The sequence below is a fragment of the Gilliamella intestini genome, assembly GCF_900094935.1.
In the GTDB taxonomy this organism is placed as follows: Bacteria; Pseudomonadota; Gammaproteobacteria; order Enterobacterales; family Orbaceae; genus Gilliamella; species Gilliamella intestini.
The window spans coordinates 1-19,015 of the sequence record NZ_FMBA01000041.1; the positions used below are offsets into that span (position 1 = coordinate 1).

The 19,015-nt window shown below is 34.1% G+C and carries 14 protein-coding genes and 2 pseudogenes; 13 read left to right on the forward strand and 3 right to left on the reverse strand.

The window, feature by feature from the left end:
* From GA0061080_RS12435 to GA0061080_RS09455, 6 genes and pseudogenes are all read left to right on the forward strand, one after another.
* A pseudogene (locus tag GA0061080_RS12435) lies at nucleotides 1–96 on the forward strand (IS5/IS1182 family transposase); the annotation flags it as partial.
* A gap of 279 nt (nucleotides 97–375) precedes the next feature.
* Nucleotides 376–2,133 (forward strand): aspartate--tRNA ligase, encoded by a 1,758-nt coding sequence (gene aspS, locus GA0061080_RS09435; protein ID WP_091124655.1) that lies wholly within the window; start codon nucleotides 376–378, stop codon nucleotides 2,131–2,133.
* 9 nt (nucleotides 2,134–2,142) lie between these two features.
* Entirely contained in the window at nucleotides 2,143–2,595 is a 453-nt protein-coding gene (nudB, locus tag GA0061080_RS09440) for a dihydroneopterin triphosphate diphosphatase (protein ID WP_091124659.1), read from the forward strand.
* Between the two features lie 10 nt (nucleotides 2,596–2,605).
* Nucleotides 2,606–3,022 (forward strand): hypothetical protein, encoded by a 417-nt coding sequence (locus GA0061080_RS09445; protein WP_091124664.1) that lies wholly within the window; start codon nucleotides 2,606–2,608, stop codon nucleotides 3,020–3,022.
* 89 nt (nucleotides 3,023–3,111) lie between these two features.
* Nucleotides 3,112–4,575 (forward strand): 4-hydroxy-3-polyprenylbenzoate decarboxylase, encoded by a 1,464-nt coding sequence (gene ubiD / locus GA0061080_RS09450; RefSeq protein ID WP_091124667.1) that lies wholly within the window; start codon nucleotides 3,112–3,114, stop codon nucleotides 4,573–4,575.
* A gap of 125 nt (nucleotides 4,576–4,700) precedes the next feature.
* Nucleotides 4,701–5,765 carry an SEL1-like repeat protein gene (locus tag GA0061080_RS09455; RefSeq protein ID WP_167349216.1) on the forward strand — a complete coding sequence of 355 codons (1,065 nt, stop codon included), beginning with the start codon at nucleotides 4,701–4,703 and terminating at the stop codon, nucleotides 5,763–5,765.
* 23 nt (nucleotides 5,766–5,788) lie between these two features.
* On the opposite strand, the gene ppc is transcribed toward GA0061080_RS09455, so the two are convergent.
* Nucleotides 5,789–8,434, reverse strand: coding sequence for a phosphoenolpyruvate carboxylase (gene ppc / locus GA0061080_RS09460; RefSeq protein ID WP_091124674.1), 2,646 nt, complete (start codon nucleotides 8,432–8,434; stop codon nucleotides 5,789–5,791).
* A gap of 593 nt (nucleotides 8,435–9,027) precedes the next feature.
* Between ppc and GA0061080_RS09465 the strand changes: the two genes are divergently transcribed.
* Both GA0061080_RS09465 and frdD read left to right on the forward strand, forming a co-directional pair.
* Nucleotides 9,028–9,423: a succinate dehydrogenase/fumarate reductase transmembrane subunit gene (locus tag GA0061080_RS09465; RefSeq protein ID WP_091124678.1), complete on the forward strand. Its 396-nt coding sequence runs from the start codon at nucleotides 9,028–9,030 to the stop codon at nucleotides 9,421–9,423.
* A 14-nt stretch (nucleotides 9,424–9,437) separates the two neighbouring features.
* Nucleotides 9,438–9,794, forward strand: a complete 357-nt coding sequence (gene frdD / locus GA0061080_RS09470) for a fumarate reductase subunit FrdD (RefSeq protein WP_091124681.1) — start codon at nucleotides 9,438–9,440, stop codon at nucleotides 9,792–9,794.
* A 73-nt stretch (nucleotides 9,795–9,867) separates the two neighbouring features.
* On the opposite strand, the gene GA0061080_RS09475 is transcribed toward frdD, so the two are convergent.
* The gene (locus tag GA0061080_RS09475) at nucleotides 9,868–10,797 is read right to left on the reverse strand and encodes a hypothetical protein (RefSeq protein WP_091124684.1); all 930 of its coding nucleotides are present in this window, start codon (nucleotides 10,795–10,797) and stop codon (nucleotides 9,868–9,870) included.
* Between the two features lie 857 nt (nucleotides 10,798–11,654).
* Here GA0061080_RS09475 and GA0061080_RS09480 point away from each other — a divergent pair.
* From GA0061080_RS09480 to GA0061080_RS09500, 5 genes and pseudogenes are all read left to right on the forward strand, one after another.
* Nucleotides 11,655–13,613: an extracellular solute-binding protein gene (locus tag GA0061080_RS09480; RefSeq protein WP_209435799.1), complete on the forward strand. Its 1,959-nt coding sequence runs from the start codon at nucleotides 11,655–11,657 to the stop codon at nucleotides 13,611–13,613.
* 10 nt (nucleotides 13,614–13,623) lie between these two features.
* A complete protein-coding gene (locus GA0061080_RS09485; protein ID WP_091124703.1) occupies nucleotides 13,624–14,712 on the forward strand; it encodes a microcin C ABC transporter permease YejB in 1,089 nt (362 codons plus the stop codon).
* Nucleotides 14,712–15,743 (forward strand): ABC transporter permease, encoded by a 1,032-nt coding sequence (locus tag GA0061080_RS09490; RefSeq protein WP_091124687.1) that lies wholly within the window; start codon nucleotides 14,712–14,714, stop codon nucleotides 15,741–15,743. Before GA0061080_RS09485 ends, GA0061080_RS09490 begins: the two co-directional genes overlap by 1 nt.
* Nucleotides 15,740–17,347, forward strand: a pseudogene (gene yejF, locus GA0061080_RS09495) (microcin C ABC transporter ATP-binding protein YejF); the annotation flags it as partial. The gene GA0061080_RS09490 and the pseudogene yejF, both read left to right, overlap by 4 nt.
* Nucleotides 17,348–17,698: 351 nt before the next feature.
* On the forward strand, nucleotides 17,699–18,730 hold the full coding sequence (locus GA0061080_RS09500; protein ID WP_091124695.1) for a LacI family DNA-binding transcriptional regulator: 1,032 nt from the start codon (nucleotides 17,699–17,701) through the stop codon (nucleotides 18,728–18,730).
* A 105-nt stretch (nucleotides 18,731–18,835) separates the two neighbouring features.
* Here GA0061080_RS09500 and GA0061080_RS09505 read toward each other — a convergent pair.
* Nucleotides 18,836–19,015, reverse strand: a 180-nt coding sequence (locus GA0061080_RS09505) for an integrase core domain-containing protein (protein WP_141683130.1), incomplete at its 5' end; no start/stop codon positions are given.

Here is a 19,015-nt window from a genome sequence, read left to right on the forward strand (position 1 = left end):
CGTTCAATATCAACTAGATACGATAAGTTAGAAAGGAATTATGCCAGTATGGTATCACTGGCATTTATGTTAATGTGGCTGCCAATGTATTGTTGAGTAATTTATGTACAGCAAAGATCAATAGCCCCTAATAAATATTTGATATAACAAGTTATTTTCAATGATAAATCTAATGCTATTTTTTATGAAATTAAGATGTAATTATTATCTTTTTGAATTTAATTATATTTTATAAAAACTTTCATAAAGTAAATTTATTATCAAAAACTAACTATAAATAAATTAAATGACAATTATTTTAAATCATGGTCTTTATACCCTGATAAATTGCTCTATAATAATTATCATTTTGTTAATAGTTTACAGGGTATTTTAATGAGAACAATTTATTGCGGACAACTCAATGCAAGTCATATTAATCAAGAAGTAACATTATGTGGTTGGGTCAATAAACGCCGAGACTTAGGTGGTATGATTTTTATTGATATGCGTGATCGTGAAGGTATTGTGCAAGTTTTTTTTGATCCTGATTATCAACAAGCATATCAACTTGCTGGTGAGCTTCGTAATGAATTTTGTATCCAAATTAAAGGTAAAGTAAGAGTCCGTCCGGAGGGTCAAATCAATAAAGATATGGCAACCGGAGAGGTTGAAATTTTGGCAACTGAATTGACAATATTTAATCGTAGCGATGTATTGCCTCTTGATTTCAATCAAAACAACAGTGAAGAGCAACGTCTAAAATATCGTTATATTGACTTGCGCCGCCCTGAAATGGCAACGATCTTTAAAACGCGAGCTAAAATTACCGCATTTGTTCGTTCGTTTATGAACGAACATGGTTTTTTAGATATAGAGACGCCAATGTTAACTAAAGCAACTCCTGAGGGGGCACGAGATTACTTGGTTCCAAGTCGAATTCATAAAGGTGAGTTCTATGCGTTGCCACAATCGCCACAATTATTTAAACAATTGCTAATGATGTCAGGATTCGACCGTTATTATCAAATTGTAAAATGTTTTCGCGATGAAGATTTACGAGCCGATCGTCAGCCTGAGTTTACGCAAATCGATGTTGAAACTTCATTTATGACAGCAGAGCAAGTGCGTGATGTTATGGAGCAGATGATTCGTGAGCTTTGGTTACATGTGAAAAATGTGGATTTAGGTAAATTTCCTATTATGACTTTTGCCGAAGCGATGCGTCGTTTTGGAAGTGATAAGCCTGATTTACGTAATCCGCTTGAAATTATTGATGTGGCTGATTTGGTTAAAGATGTTGATTTTAAAGTGTTTTCAACACCAGCTAACGATCCGAAAGGACGCGTTGCGTTGCTTTGTGTTCCAAACGGTACACAATTAACACGTAAACAACTTGATGAATATACGCAATTCATTTCGGTTTACGGCGCAAAAGGTATGGCTTGGATTAAAGTTAATGAACGTCATAAAGGGTTAGAAGGTGTACAAAGCCCTGTTGCTAAATTCTTCAATGAATTGCAAATGGAAGCACTTCTTAATCGTGCCAATGCTAAAGATGGCGATATTTTATTATTTGGTGCCGATAGTTATAAAGTTGTGAGTGATGCGTTAGGGGCATTACGTTTAAAAGTTGGTAAAGATTTAGGTTTAACCGATGAAAGTAAATGGGCGGTACTTTGGGTTATTGATTTCCCAATGTTTGAAGAAACAGATGAAGGTTTAAGTGCTATGCATCATCCATTTACGTCACCAAAAGATTATACACCAGAAGAACTTCTGAATAATCCTGAAAATGCTGTTGCAAACGCTTATGATATGGTAATTAATGGTTATGAGGTTGGTGGAGGATCGGTTCGTATTCACCGTAGCGAAATGCAACAAGCCGTCTTTTCAATTTTAGGTATTAATGAACATGATCAACGTGAGAAATTTGGCTTTTTACTTGATGCATTAAAATATGGCACGCCTCCTCATGCAGGATTGGCATTTGGATTAGATCGATTAAGTATGTTATTAACTGGAACGTATAATATTCGCGATGTGATAGCGTTTCCTAAAACTACAGCAGCAACTTGTTTACTTACTGATGCTCCAAGCCCAGCCAATGTTGCAGCATTGACTGAACTTGGTATTGAAGTAAGTAAAAAATAGTGATATTTGATGCGAAAATTCAAAAAACCTGAATCAGTTCTGGTGGTGATTTTCTGCCAAACAACAAACCGTTGCCTTATGTTGCAGCGCCAAGACGACCCTTATTTTTGGCAATCAGTAACAGGTAGTATGGAAGATAATGAGTTACCACGAGAAACAGCAATTCGTGAGGTTTTTGAAGAAACAGGCATTGATATTATAGGGCAAAATCTTGAGTTAATTGATGCAAAGTATTCCGTTGAATTTGAGATTTTCCCGCAATTTAGACATAAATATGCGCCAGAAGTTAAGCTAAATAAAGAACATTGGTTTTATCTGCCTGTTATTAAAGAGATAACACCGATGCTTACTGAGCATTTAGCTTACCAATGGTTAACCATTGATGAAGCAGCCAATCTTACTTTATCACCAAATAACAGTGAAGCTATTGGTAATATTCATAGTTTGATTAAATCTATTTAAGAGGTTTGAAATGAAATTAAGCCTATATGCCGTTGCGTTGTCCTGCTTGTATTTTTTTATGCCAACTAGTAATGCGGATATAAATATAAAAAAGTGCCAGCCCAATCAAGATGATTATATTATTTTCGATGAGCATGATGTAAAAATAGCTGAAAAGATAATTGATTATAAATTACATGATCAACCTGAAAAACGTGAAAATAGTGTTATTCAGATATTTGCTAATGAAAATAGTGATGATCGAAATGACTGGATAGCCTTGTTTCTATTTGATGATCGATCTGAACAATTTTTATTTTATCAAGTTGATCAAGATAAATTCATTGAAATCGATAAAAAACAATTTGATGCCTTATTACCTAAAATTGTTGAGTGTAATCAAAATAAACAAGTACCTATATATAGTGAAAACTTTGATGCAGACTAATTCAATTGCATGATAGGTTTTCATTAAGGATTAAAAGACTTTTAGATTTGGTTAACTCAAGATGAGTCAGTAACAGGGAGTAATAATAAATGCATTTTTCAAATTTTAGAGATTTTTTAGATTATCTTGAACAGCAAGGTGAATTAAAAAAAATTACTTTTCCTGTTAATCCTTATCTCGAAATGACCGAAATTGCTGATCGTGTTTTACGCAGTGGAGGCCCTGCTTTATTATTCGAAAATCCGATTGGTTATGATATGCCTGTTTTATGCAATTTGTTTGGTACCGCCAAACGAGTTGCCATGGGAATGGGGCGTGAGGATACTTCTGCTTTACGTGAAATTGGCGAATTATTGGCATTTTTGCGTGAACCTGAACCACCAAAAGGTATAAAACAATTTTTTAATGTATTACCTAAATATAAACAAGTATTAAATATGCCAGTTAAACACCGTTCATCAGCGCCCTGCCAAGAGGTGATTTTTAAAGATGATGAGGTGGATTTAACTCGTTTACCTATTATGCATTGTTGGTCCGATGATGTAGCGCCACTATTATCTTGGGGGCTAACAATAACTAAAGGCCCTTATAAAGATCGGCAAAATTTAGGCATTTATCGCTTACAGCGTTTAGGAAAAAATAAATTAATCATGCGTTGGCTTTCACATCGTGGTGGCGCACTTGATTTTGCTGAGTGGCAACAAGCTCATCCTAATGAAAGATTTCCAGTTAGTGTTGCTATTGGAGCTGATCCTGCAACCATTTTAGGTGCTGTGACTCCCGTGCCTGATACTCTACCCGAATATGCTTTTTCTGGGTTATTACGAGGTAGCCGAACAGAAGTGGTTAAATCGTTATCAAATGATTTAGACGTTCCAGCTAGTGCAGAGATAGTTCTTGAGGGGTACATTGATCCTAATGAATTGGCATCAGAAGGTCCATATGGCGATCACACAGGTTATTATAATGAAATTGAGCAATTCCCCGTATTTACCGTGACGCACTTAACTCGCCGTAAAGATGCGATTTATCATTCCACTTATACCGGTAGGCCACCAGATGAGCCTGCGGTTATGGGACTTGCTTTGAATGAAGTGCTCATTCCTATTTTACAAAAACAATTTCCTGAAATTGTGGATTTTTATTTACCACCAGAAGGGTGTTCATACCGTATTGCGATTGTTACAATTAAAAAGCAATACCCTGGTCATGCTAAACGGGTTATGATGGGGGTTTGGTCTTATTTACGGCAATTTATGTATACCAAATTTGTAATTGTTTGTGATGATGATATTAATGCTCGTGATTGGAAAGATGTGATGTGGGCTATTTCAACTCGGATGGATCCTCATCGAGATACGACATTTATTGATAACACTCCAATAGACTATTTAGATTTTGCTTCGCCTATTTCAGGCTTAGGTTCTAAAATGGGTCTAGATGCAACCAATAAATGGTCAGGCGAAACTAATCGAGAATGGGGTAAAGTAATTAAAAAAGATCCAAAAATGATTGCTCATATTGATGAGATTTGGGATGAGTTAGGTTTATAGTGTTTTGTTTATTAAAAATAAATTATGAAATAGAATAATATCCAAAATATAATTTGAAAACGAATAAACAAGAACTATTCCCTTTTGTTACATTTATGTATAAATATTATCGTAATTTAAAAAATATGAAAAAAATTAATATCCTATTAGTATTATTATTATCCATTTCTTATGGTGCAATGGCTGCAAATTATAAAACGCAACCCAATGACACTCAATTAAAGCTTGATGAGTCAGATTTATTACTCCCTTCTTTACGTTTATCTGCGGAAAAAGGAAATCCAGAAGCACAATACTCTTTAGGAAGTATTTATAAACAAGGATTAGGTGTTGAAGCTAGTGATGTTCGTGCTTTTTTCTGGTATAAAAAAGCAGCAGAACAAGGGCTTGCCAAAGCACAAAATAACTTAGCATTTATGTATCAAAGTGGCTTAGGTACCCAACGTGATTTAAATGCAGCATTTAAATATTTTAAATTAGCGGCAGATCAAAATTATGCATTGGCTAAATATAATCTGGCTTTAATGTATAAAGAAGGTGAAGGTGTTGAAAAGAACACATTAACTGCAGTTGATTACTTTTCACAGGCTGGCGATGCTGGTATTTATGATGCTTATTTAAATCTCGGTATTATGTATTTTTTTGGAGATGGTGTACAACAAGATCGAATAACTGCCGCCGATTGGTTTAGTAAAGCCGCGAAGGATCATATCTCCGAAGCTCAATACTATTTAGGCATAATGTCTGAAAATGGTGAGGGTTTAACCCAAGATTATATAGCCGCTAGCAATTTTTATGCGCAGGCGGCAGAAAATGGACATGTGCTAGCTATGTATAATTTAGCCATTATGTATGTAACAGGTACAGGAATTAAACCGGACAATACACAAGCTGCATATTGGTTTACTAAAGCCGCTGAAGCTGGCAATGCTGATGCGCAATATAATATTGGTGTGATGTATGATGTGGGCGGTGGTGTTTCTAAAGACGAAAAAAAAGCAGTTGAATGGTATTTAAAAGCTGCAGAGCAAGGCAGCATTGATGCTCAATATAATTTAGGTATTAAATGTCTAGAAGGTAATGGCACAGATAAAGATATCAATCGTGCCATTTATTGGTTTACTAAAGCTAGCGAACAAGGAGACCAAGATGCTAAAACTTATTTAGAATATTTATTATCTGAAAAATAAAAAATGAGTGGTTTTCATTATTTTTACCCTGAATTTCGCATACCAGCAGCAATCCCCGAAATAGTAATCATTAATCCTTGTTCTACTATGATGTTTTCACTATTGCTGTGTTTTCGTGAGCGATTTAATAATTCTACTTGTAACAAATTTAATGGTTCAATATAAGTATTGCGTAAGGCAACTGATTTTGCTATCCAAGGTAAATCAGCCATTAAGCTAATATCATCAGTAATAGTTAGTACCGTATTAATATCTCTAGTTAATAAGTATCTTAATTCTTCACCTAATGGCCATAAAGCCGGATCGACTAAACGCTGTTCGTAATATTTGTGGATGTTTGGTGCCGCCTTGGCATAAACCATTTCAAGCATACCTAAACGAGCATTAAAGAAAGGCCAATTGTGATACATTTCTTTAAGAAGATCTTTTTTACCTTTCTTAATAATAGCTCTAAGCGCATTACCTGCACCAAGCCAAGATGGCACCATTAAACGGTTTTGAGTCCAAGCAAAAATCCACGGAATAGCGCGTAAACTTTCTATGCCTCCTCCAGTTCGACGTTTTTGCGGCCTTGAGCCTAGTGGTAATCTACCTAATTCTGCCTCAGGTGTTACGGCTCTAAAATAATCAACAAATTCAGCTCGTTCACGTACATAACTACGATAACAGTTGCATGAAAGTTCAGACATTTCGTCCATGATATCGCGCCATGCTTGCTTAGGTGCCGGTGGTGGCAATAAATTGGCTTGTAAAATAGCAGAGGTATAAAGCATGAGACTACTGAGAGCCACCTCTGGAAGACCGAGTTTAAAGCGGATCATTTCTCCTTGTTCAGTAACTCTAAGTCCTCCTTTTAATGATCCTGGTGGTTGCGAAAGCAGTGCGGCATGAGCTGGTGCGCCCCCTCGACCAATTGATCCTCCTCGTCCATGGAATAACACCAAATTAATATTATATTTTTCAAATAAGTTAACTAATTCCTCTTGTGACCGATATTGAGCCCAAGATGCCGCAAGCGAGCCTGCATCTTTAGCCGAATCTGAATAGCCAATCATCACCATCTGCTTGCCGTGAATTTTATCGCGATACCAAGGAATATCCAGTAACTTTTGCATAACCAATTTAGCATTGTTTAAGTCTTCTAATGTTTCAAATAACGGTACAATTGGAATATTCTTTTGGCAATCAACAATTTTCAATAATAAGTAAACCGCTAAAATATCAGAAGGCGCTTTAGCCATTGATATTACATAAGAAGCGATCGACTCCTCCCCCGCTTTTTTGATAACACGACAAGTATCTAAAACTTCTTGAACCATTTCAGTTGGTTGCCAACTATAAGGAAGTAATGGTCGATTTGATTGTAATTCTGCTAATAAAAACGCTTGTTTTTCTTCCTCTGACCATTGGGCATAGCTACCTAAATTAAGTTCTTTGGTTAATGCATCTAAGGCTTCAATGTGGACTGAACTGTCTTGGCGGATATCTAATTTAACCAACTGTAAGCCAAAACTTTTTATACGCCGTAAAGTATCAAGTAATGGTCCATGGGCTATGGTTGACATACCATTATCAATTAATGATTCATAACAGATATAAAGTGGTATCCATAATTGTTGATTTTTAATTAGAATATCACTAGGTGGTAATACTCGTTCATTATTTAGCAATGCTTCAATATAATTATGAGTTTTAATTAAGCGTGCTCGTAACTGTTTCATTACTGCGCGATAAGGTTCAGAAATAGTCTTATTATTTTCATCTAACAGTTCAATAACTGATTCGCTACATTCTGTCATCGAAAGTTCACGAACAAGTATTTGAATATCAGCTAAAAATAATTCAATGGCTTTTAGTCTTGCTTGTAGCATTACCTTTTCTGTGACTTTTGCTGTTACATTAGGGTTTCCATCACGATCTCCTCCCATCCATGAGGTGAATTTTACTGGCACATGATCAACCGATAATTGCTCATCAAAAGCATCAACTAACTGGTCATTAAGTTCTCGCAAAAATAGGGGTACGCCTTCCCATAAACTATCTTCAATGACTGAAAACCCCCATTTTGCTTCATCAATCGGAGTTGGGCGTTTTTTACGGATTTCATCGGTATACCACGCCTGACAAACTAACTGTTTTAAGCGACGCATAATTCTTTCTATTTCATAATCAGCTAGATCATCATGATCGAGTTGGGATAAACAGTTATTAATAGCTGTATAAGTATTAATCATTGTTCGGCGATTAATTTCTGTTGGATGAGCAGTTAAAACTAATTCAATGGACAGTTCATTAATTGCATTTGTAATAGCTTCTTTGGAAAAATTTAGATTTTTAAGTGTACTAAATAATTCGGTCATTTTTTTAGGACTACTAGATGCTTCACCATGGGGCGAAATACCATAATACTCAGCAGCTGTGTTGACTAAATTCAAAAACTGATTAAATGCGCGAGCAACATGCAATAAATCATCATCATTAAGAGTTTCAATTAATTTGAGTAGCTCATTATGTGCTTGAGTGTTTCCTTGTTGAGCTAATTTTGATAACTGCCTTATCTTTTCAACTAATTCAAATGTTTCATTACCAGTAGCACGTTTTATCGCATTACCTAGTAAAGTACCTAACATATTGACATTGCTTCGCATTGAGGCGTATTGGTTCTTCATGATTTCCCGTCTTCGTTTTTATTATGCCTAATCACCTTTAAGCTGCATGACCAAAATGACAAATTAATGGGATCGGTATAATTGGTGGATAATGTGCTTAAGTTATATACTTTATAACAATTTTACTTTGATTTTAAATAATAAAATTTTATGTTTTTTATTTTTTTTAGTTGTTTTAATTATATTAACCATGAAAAACCAATAAATAAAAGATTCATTTAATTTTGAAATGTTTAAAATGATACTAGAAGATATTATTTTTTATTAATCATACCCCCATATTCAATATAAAATACTTTGTATCGCAACGACTAATTTAGTATAAGTTAGGCCAGTATTTAGCATTATTTTTATAGCTTTTTGTGAAGATTTTTTTACTTGATTTATTGCCTAGTTAATTATTCATTGTCCAAGCATTACCAACCATTAAGATTTGACGCACTTTTTGTATAGCATTGCTGTTTTAAAAAGCTATATTATGGCTCGTTATAAGTTAGCGACATAAAACTGTTTAATCCTTATAATACCTGATTGAATAATAATCCTACCAAACAAATTAGTCGCATGAAATATAATACAACCTAGAGATATTTATGAATCAACAAGATAATAATAATCACCTTGAAGCTACTCAAATCAATGCAAAGTGCCCTTTTATAATTACTATCATGCATAAATTAGTTCCTTTTTCGATGATTTGGGTAAGTTTAGTTTTAATCTATGGTGTAGTTTGTATGTACACTAATGCTGTTGGACAAGATGAATTTTATCGTTTTATCTTTTTTTTGCGTAGCCCTTTTATTGTTGGACTAAATTGTATTGCGCTATTTATTAGTGTTTTCCATACCATAGTTTGGTTTAATTTACTCCCGAAAACGATTTCTAGCTCAATGTTTAATAAACAATCTAATACATTATTAGTTATTGTTGGATTGTGGGCAGTTACACTTGCAGTATCGAGTTTTTTATTTTTATTTGTATTGAAATAAGTGGTATTGAATTAATGAAAAATCAACAAATTCTAACAAAAAACACAAATGGAAAAGTAATAAAAAGTTTGTTTTTTCTTGGAGGAACATGGGCTGCTATTTTTTTTCCCATTGTACTAATCATTATGGTATTTATGATTCCATTTGGTGATGTAATTACGCGATCTTATATTCTTAAAATAGCTAACACAGAAATTGGTAAAATTTTTTTATTTTTGACGATTTCATTACCTATCTGGTATGGATTACAACAAATTTTGACTATTTTGCACGAGCATAAAATCCACCCCAAACGTGAAAAATTATTGACATTGGGGGTGGCATTAGCATGGATATTGCATGCTATTTATCTATTGTTTATTCGAATGTGATGGTATTTTTTAATAAATGAATAGAATACAAAAAACACTATCAATCAAATAACGTTTTTTGTATTTCTAAAAACTAATAATAAGTCAATTCTCGAGTCACCGTTGTTTGCTTACCATATTGGTTATTTTTAACTTTAGTTACTGTCAACCAATCATTTTTTTCATTAAAAGTTAAAAATTTAGTGGTGTAATGAGCAGCTTCTTTACCTGCTGATAAATAAGAAGAGTCGATGGATATTAATCGATGATGTTCATTATCATATTGATATGAAAAATCACTTTCGTTTTTCATATTATTACTAAATTGATACAGTACTTTAGATAACTGTTGATTTTGATATTCAAACGTATAGGTTGACCCCCCTTTTTGTTCTGTACGAGTGTACTGACCATTCTCATTAATTTCTTTTAGTTGCCATTGTACATTTTTATTGATCAGGCAATTATTAGTGTCGTACAGATAATTATCGGTTTCAATAAAAACAAAATCGGCCGCTTTTTTGGTTTGTTGAGATACTACAATTTTACCTTGTTCATCGGTACTAAATTGAATAATGCTATTGGTTTTATCTTCTACATCTTCAATAATATTTTCCCAACCTGATTTATTTTTTTGTAAGTGCTCGGAATAAATTCGGATGTTTTTTTCTGAATAAAGATCGTAATGGCTTTGTGTGATAAGTCCATTAGAATCATACGTTAGTGTATGCTTAGCCGTCATACTACTTACATCATCGCTATCACTACCTAATTTTGTCGTTGAAATTCTAATCTCTTGCTTAATATCTTTTATTGGTGAGTCAATATAATCAATAATCTGAAAGATATAATTATTTGACTCAACAGTATTTTTAGTAAGGTTATCACTACAAGTTAGCGCCATAACATTTATTGATATGAACGACACACAAGATGCTAATAAAAAAGTAAGTATTCGTTTTTGTATAATGAACCAATTAAATAAATTAATATCTAGGAAAATACAAGGTTGTTTACACTTCATGGTTAAAATAATCCTCTAAAAACTCATAAGGTATTTTCTCCAAAATCACTTTTGGGATTTAACTGTTATTATAACAGTTAATATGTAGGAAAACGCCGAGTTATTTACACTTCATGATTAAAATAATTCGCTAAAAACGCATAAAGCATTTAAGCTTTGGTTTTCTATCTTTTGTATTACTAAATATTTGTTGATTATGCCACATCTCAATTAAAGTTTGTATCATGCTTTCGGCTTTCTCATTGTTTGTGGGTAGATGGTTTTTATGAATTTTTGATTGATACGCTGATTATCACGCAGTTTATCTAAACAAAAACTTATCTAACAAACAAAGATAGATAGCCTCATTTTTGTCAAGAAGTTTCAGGAATGTATAGTGTTTAAGTAAAAAATCCCAAATTTTTGTTTAACTTGTTAAAAATTAACGTATTATTATATCTTTTTAAATAAGGATTTAACCGCAATAACAAAGCCGTTTAACCTAGTAGGTCGACTGACCATAAAGCGTTTAGCCAAATTAGTAACGGTTATTTGTCTTTATGATATAAGCGCACTATCGTTTGTCTATGACAAGGCATTAGTTTTGTTTTTTATATGTATTCATTGCAGTAATTTCAAAAATTACTGTAAACAAAGTGAGAAATTCTTACACTCATTTTTTATCAAATGTGTATTTTTAACGAGTACTCTCATTATATTTTTATCTTATTAATTAGGTTTTGCTCATTTAGTTGAAGTTTGGCAAAATAGACAAGTTAATTGGGGAATTGTGATTACCTTTAATGACTGATTTGTTAATAATCAATAAGAAATTACATAAATATGCTATTGTTAAATAGAGCAGGAATGGAATTAGGATGATTAGTCGAATAAAACAACCTATAAAAATATTATTCATCTTGAGTTACTTAAGCGGTATGGTCGTTTGTTCTGCGCCTGTCTTTGCTGATGAAGAACAATCAGTGCATCCTCAGTCTGAGTTTCAAACCGAGGTGGAAGTTAGTGTTAATCCTCAAACAGAATTACCTGACAATGACCTAATCGATATTATTGGTCCACACCGGTCACATGAGGTAATTTATCATAAAACAATCTATTCACTTTCGGGAAATCCTAAATATCCAGATCATTTTCAGCATCTTGATTATGTCAATCCTGATGCACCTAAAGGTGGTGTGATTAAACTGGCAGAAGTTGGCTCTTTTGATAATTTGAACCGCTTTGCTAGCCGTGGGGCACCTGAACGTAATTCAGGATCGCTGTATGATAGTCTGTTTACTAATACAGCCGATGATATCTCAAGTTTTTATCCACTTATTGCGACATCAATAACTTATTCTGATAGTTATCGTTGGGCTGAGGTTACTATTAATTCCAACGCTCGTTTTCAAGATGGGAAACCAATAACTGCTCACGATGTTGAATTTACCTTTAATAAATTTATGACCGAAGGTGTGCCTCCGTATCGTGTTTATAATAAAGGCATTACAGTTAAGGCAATAGATGATCATCATGTGCGTGTTGATATTCCTGATTCCGATCGTGAAAAACTCTTTTCATTCGTTGGTAGTATGCGAGTTATGCCGAAACATTTTTGGAAAGATCATGATCTTTCTGAACCATTAACTACGCCACCAATTGGTAGTGGTCCATACTATATTAGCGAATATAAATTAGGGCAATATGTTGTTTATCGACGTAATCCAAATTATTGGGCGCGTGATTTACCTATTAATAAAGGCTTAGATAATTTTGACGAAAAACGTATTGATTATTATATGGATGATAACGTTTCGCTAGAAGCCTTTAAAGCAGGCGAATATGATTTGCGTGCTGAAGATCAACCTAAAAACTGGTTTACTCAATATCAAGGTAGATATTTTGATTCTAACCATATTATTAAACAAGAAAAGCCAGTTCAAACAGCTACCGACACTAAATGGCTTGCGTTTAATTTACAAAAAGATCTATTTAAAGATATTAAAGTTCGTGAAGCCATTACCTTGGCATTTGATTTTGAATGGCTAAATCATGCCTTTTATTATGACAGTTACAAAAGACCTTATAGCTTTTTTGAAAACACCATTTATGCAGCAACTGGCACACCTAGCGAGCAAGAATTAAAATGGCTTAATGCCTATAAAGATATTATTCCAAAAAGTGCTTTTGGTAATGCCTATTATGTGCCAAAAAGCGATGGTCTGGGCTTTAATCGTGATAATTTATTAAAGGCAGCTGAATTACTAAAACAAGCTGGCTGGGAAGTTAAAGACGGCAAGCTTATTAACACTAAAACGCAGCAACCATTTGAATTTGAACTGATCAGTTACCTTGGTAGTGATATTAAATATGCCATTCCCTTTCAACAAAATTTAGCACGTTTGGGGATCACCATGAATATTACCTTGCTAGATTCAGCACAACAATTACGACGTGTTCGTGAACGTGATTATGATATGGTTGCACGTGATTATTATGCCGTAAATTACCCAAGTTCTAGTTTGCTGGTGCTTTGGGGAAGCGAGTATCTTAACTCATCATGGAATGCTTCGGGTTTGCATAATAAGGCTATTGATGCCATTATTGCTGAAATTATCAAGAATGTGGATAATCAAGAAGAGTTAGTTCCGCTAGGACGAGCACTCGATCGTATTTTAACGCAAGAATATCCGATGATTCCAATGTGGTATAACAGTAAAACGTATTATGCATACTGGAATAAATTTGGGCAACCAGCTATACAACCTACTTATGCAATTGGGATTGATAGTTGGTGGTATGATGCAAACAAAGCAGCTAGCCTGCCTAAAAATTGAGAACATTAATATGTTAAATTACCTTATTCGTCGACTGTTGCTGATTATTCCAACATTGTTTGTGATTTTAACTATCAACTTTTTTATTGTACAAGTTGCGCCAGGTGGACCCGTTGATCAGGTGCTTGCAATGATTGAAAACGGACCGCAAGCAGGGCAAGGGTTATTGCCTGGGAGCGGTGGTTCATCTGCGTCAGTGCAGAAGTATAAAAATGAATCAAATTATCGAGGTTCACGTGGTCTTGATCCCCAAGTTGTCGCAATGATCGAAAAGCAGTACGGTTTTGATAAACCGATATTTGAACGTTATATCGAAACACTAAAGAAATATATATTATTTGATTTTGGTAACAGTTTTTTTAAAAGTGAATCGGTATTAGGTTTAATTGCCAAAAGTTTACCTGTTTCAATTTCATTGGGATTATGGAGTACTTTGATTGTTTATTTAATTTCAATCCCGCTAGGCATTCGCAAAGCAGTGAAAGATGGTTCTGCATTTGATTTTTGGTCAAGTACATTAATTATTATTGGCTATGCGATACCTGCTTTTTTACTCGCTGTTTTATTGATTGTATTATTTGCTGGTGGTAGTTATTGGGATATTTTTCCTCTACGTGGGCTAATATCAAACCATTTTGAACAACTCGATTTTTGGGGCAAAATAAAAGACTACGCATGGCACATCTGTTTACCCACTATTGCAATGGTCATTGGCGGTTTTGCATCACTCACCATGCTAACTAAAAATTCATTTTTAGATGAAATTCGCAAACAATATGTAATAACCGCACGTGCAAAAGGATTAAGTGAAAGAAAAATTTTATATAAACATGTTTTTCGCAATGCAACATTACTGATTGTATCGGGCTTTCCTGCGGCTTTTGTTGGTATTTTATTTACTGGTTCATTATTGATTGAAATTATCTTTTCGCTTAATGGACTTGGGCTATTGGGATATGAGGCAATTATACAACGTGATTACCCAGTGATTTTTGGTTCATTGTATATCTTTACATTAATCAGCCTTATTACTAAATTATTATCTGATTTATCTTATATGATGATTGACCCCCGTATTGACTTTGAGGCTCGCAACTAATGACCACCCATTACTCTATTAATCAACAGCGTTGGCAACGATTTAAACAAAATCGTCGTGGTTATTATTCACTTTGGTTATTTATGATCTGTTTTGTGATTAGCTTATTTGCTGATTTTATTGTTAACGATAGACCGATTTTTATTAAGTATCAGGATAATTACTATTCGCCGATTTTTCATTTTTATCCAGAAACGGAATTTGGTGGGCAATTAGCCACGCAAACTAACTTTCTAGATCCTGCTGTACAAAATAAAATAGAAGCTAATGGCTGGATTTTATGGGCGCCATTTCGCTATAGCTATAATACATTAGTTTACGATACATCAAGCACGTTTCCAACGCCACCTTCAGCATCGCATTGGTTAGGTACCACTGATGCAGGTTTCGATGTATTAGCCAATATTTTATATGGTTTTCGCCTATCTATGTTTTTTGCGATTTTCTTGACGATTTTCACTTCAATTATTGGTGTCATTTTTGGGGCTATACAAGGCTATTATGGCGGTAAAATTGATCTAATTGGTCAACGCTTTATCGAAATATGGAGTGGATTGCCAGAATTATTTGTTATTATTCTATTAGCCAGTATTTTACCGCTTAATTTTTGGTGGTTATTAGGTATTACCGTATTATTTGGTTGGATGGCTTTAGTCGGTGTAGTGCGTACTGAATTTTTGCGTACTCGCAATTTTGATTATATTCGTGCAGCTAAAGCAATGGGAGTTAGTGACACTAAAATTATGTTTCGTCATATCTTGCCTAATGCCATGGTGGCAACATTAACCTTTCTACCTTTTATACTTTGTGGTTCGATAACCACACTAACAGCGCTAGATTTTTTAGGTTTTGGTTTACCGATTGATTCACCATCGCTAGGACGATTATTACTACAAGGTAAAAACAATCTACAAGCTCCTTGGCTTGGCATCAGTTCATTTTTAGTTATTGCAACTTTACTGTCACTGCTTATTTTTATTGGTGAAGCAGTAAGAGATGCATTTGATCCAAACAAAGGAGTGTATCAATGAGTTCTCCTTTATTATCCGTTCAGGATTTAAGTGTTGCATTTAAACGCGGTACGCATTTACTACCGCAAGTAGTAAGTCATGTTAGTTTTGATATTAATGAGCAAGAAACACTTGCGCTAGTGGGGGAATCAGGCTCAGGGAAAAGCATTACCGCATTATCAATTTTACGACTACTACGTAAAGAACAAGTGGTATACCCAACTGGCGATATTTTGTTTGAAGGAAAATCATTATTACATGCGCCAGATAAAGAAATTCGTAAAGTTCGTGGCAATGAAATTAGCATGATCTTCCAAGAACCGATGGTGTCATTAAATCCTCTACATACAGTTGAAAAGCAACTTTATGAAGTGCTGGCGTTACATCGAGGAATGAGGCGTAATCAAGCTCGTGGCGAAATTTTACAATACCTTGATCGTGTAGGCATTAAGGAACCAAAAAGTAAATTATCAGCTTATCCTCATCAACTATCTGGTGGCGAAAGGCAGCGAGTAATGATTGCTATGGCAATATTAACGCATCCTAAGTTACTTATTGCTGATGAACCGACAACGGCACTAGATGTATCTGTACAGGCGCAAATTATTCAGTTACTAAAAGAGTTAAAAAAAGAACTCAATATGAGTATGCTTTTTATTTCACATAACCTTGGTATTGTTAAAAAGCTTGCTGATAAAGTGGCTGTTATGCAACAAGGACAAATTGTCGAATACAATAATAAACAGCGTATCTTTTTACGTCCACAGCATGAATATACTCAAACACTATTGAATTCAGAGCCAAAAGGTGAACCAGTGCCATTGCCTGATTCACCTGGAATATTGCTTAATGTTAATCACCTTAGTGTTGAAGTTATTACCAAAAAACGTTTATTTAGCAACCAAAAGAAGAAAATTGTCAACAATATAGGTTTTGCTGTACATCAAGGTAAAACGGTTGGAATTGTTGGTGAATCAGGATCGGGAAAAAGTACCACAGCACTAGCTATTTTACGCTTGATTAAATCACAGGGCGATATTGTATTTGACAGCCATCCGATACAGAATTTAACTGGTAAAAAATTATTACCATTTCGGAGTCGTATCCAAGTAGTATTTCAAGATCCGTTTTCTTCGCTTAATCCTCGCCTCAATGTTGAGCAAATTATTAGTGAAGGATTAATGACTCATAAAAAACTAAGTAAAGTTCAGTGTGAGCAGGCGGTAATTGATATTATGCAAGAAGTTGGGCTTGATCCAGATATGCGTTATCGCTATCCGACCGAGTTTTCGGGAGGGCAACGTCAACGAATAGCTATTGCTCGAGCTTTAATTTTACAGCCAGAATTATTAATTTTAGACGAACCTACTTCATCGTTAGATCATACTATTCAAAAACAAATTATTAATTTACTTAAATCATTGCAAGAAAAGCATCAGCTTAGTTATTTATTTATTAGCCATGATTTAGCTTTGGTTTATTCTATGTGTCATCAAGTGGTTGTAATGAAAGAGGGGAGCATTATCGAGCAAGGCTCACGTGAAAAGATCTTCTATTCTCCTGAAGATGAATACACAAAAGCATTACTTTCATTTTTAGATAAACTACCTCGCAAAAAAAATAAGACTTTGATACATGTAGACAAAATTGAAAACTTGGGGAAAACTGAAAAAATAGAAACCACAACAGAATTTGCTGATAACGATAATGCTCAACAACAACAAAATAAAAATCAAGGCATAGAAAAAAAGGTTAATTGGGGTGATGCATTGTTGATGCGCAAAAAATAAATTGCAGGAATAACAATATAATTCTAGGGAATTATTTTAATTAGAAAGTCTAAACAATACAACTAATTCCTACATATAAAATCATCATATAAGACATAATTAATGATAGTCTTCTATTAGTTTTCTATTTTTAAGGTAAAGTTTGTATAAATAAGAAGATTAAATAAAAGTCAATCGGGATGAAAGATGCAGGATACCAAAAAGCGTAGGAGTACAGGACAAATTACTTTATTTGATGTTGCTAAACATGCAGGTGTAGGAACTATGACGGTATCTAGAGCGTTACGAACACCGGAACTAGTATCAGATAAGCTTAGGCAAAAAATTCAACTTGCAGTTGATACGTTAGGATACAAACCTAATATTGCAGCCAGTTTATTAGCATCTGCATCTTCCAATCAAGTTATTGCGATTATTACAACGAAAATATATGACCATTCAGCTCAACTATTGCTCGACTCATTACAAGCAAATTTAATAAAAAAAGGTTATACAACATTTATCATAGAGTCTTATCATTATCATAAGTCTAAATCACAATTATTAGACACACTTTACAGTCATAATCTTGAAGCAATATTGTTATTTTATGTTGAGAATGAAAATCTTATAAAGAAAATTGCTCAGAATAAAACAGTGCCAATTATGAATGTTGGGAAAAAGTATGATGAATTAATCAATATTAATGTTGAATTTGATGATAGTTTTGCAATGTATAAGTTCACTGAATATGTTATTAAAAAAGGTTACCAAAATATTGCATTATTGTGTGCTAATCAGCAATACCACCTTTTTCAACAACGCTTACATGGTTGGTACAAAGCGATGCTTACTTATCATTTACCTTCCCATCGGATTGTTAATGCAGCTAAACCAGCAAATTTTAGCACAGGAGCTGAATTGTTACCCGATATCCTTTTAAATTGGTCAGAACTTGACGCCCTAATTTGCACTACCGATGAATTAGCTTGTGGAGTACTGTATGAATGCCAGCGACGCCATATTCGTGTTCCTCATCAATTAGCTGTAAGTGGGTTTGGTGATAATGAATTTAGTCAAGTGAGCTTTCCTGCGTTAACAACAGTGGCGTTACAATCCTCAAAAATAGGAGACTATACCGCAACTTTATTATTAAATAATCTAAAAAATACTGAAAAACAGCACAAGTCAGATTTGTCAGAATTACTGCCAGTAATTAAATCACGCTCTAGTTTATAGTTTTTGGAAAAGACTATAAACTAGAGCAATATTTGATATCGCGTTTCTGAAGGAAATTATTGATGTGTAAATACCCCAAACTTAGTACACAGCTTACGTAGAAAATCATGCTGCTTGTTTTAGTGTTTTATACTCAATCGGCGTCATATTATTTAGTGCTTCATGAGGCCTTTCGGTGTTATAAATCGTTAACCATTCTTCGGTTATTCTCCTTGCTTGCGCTAGGTTGTTAAAAAGATATAAATCTAACACTTCAGTTCGATAAGTCCGATTAAATCGTTCAAT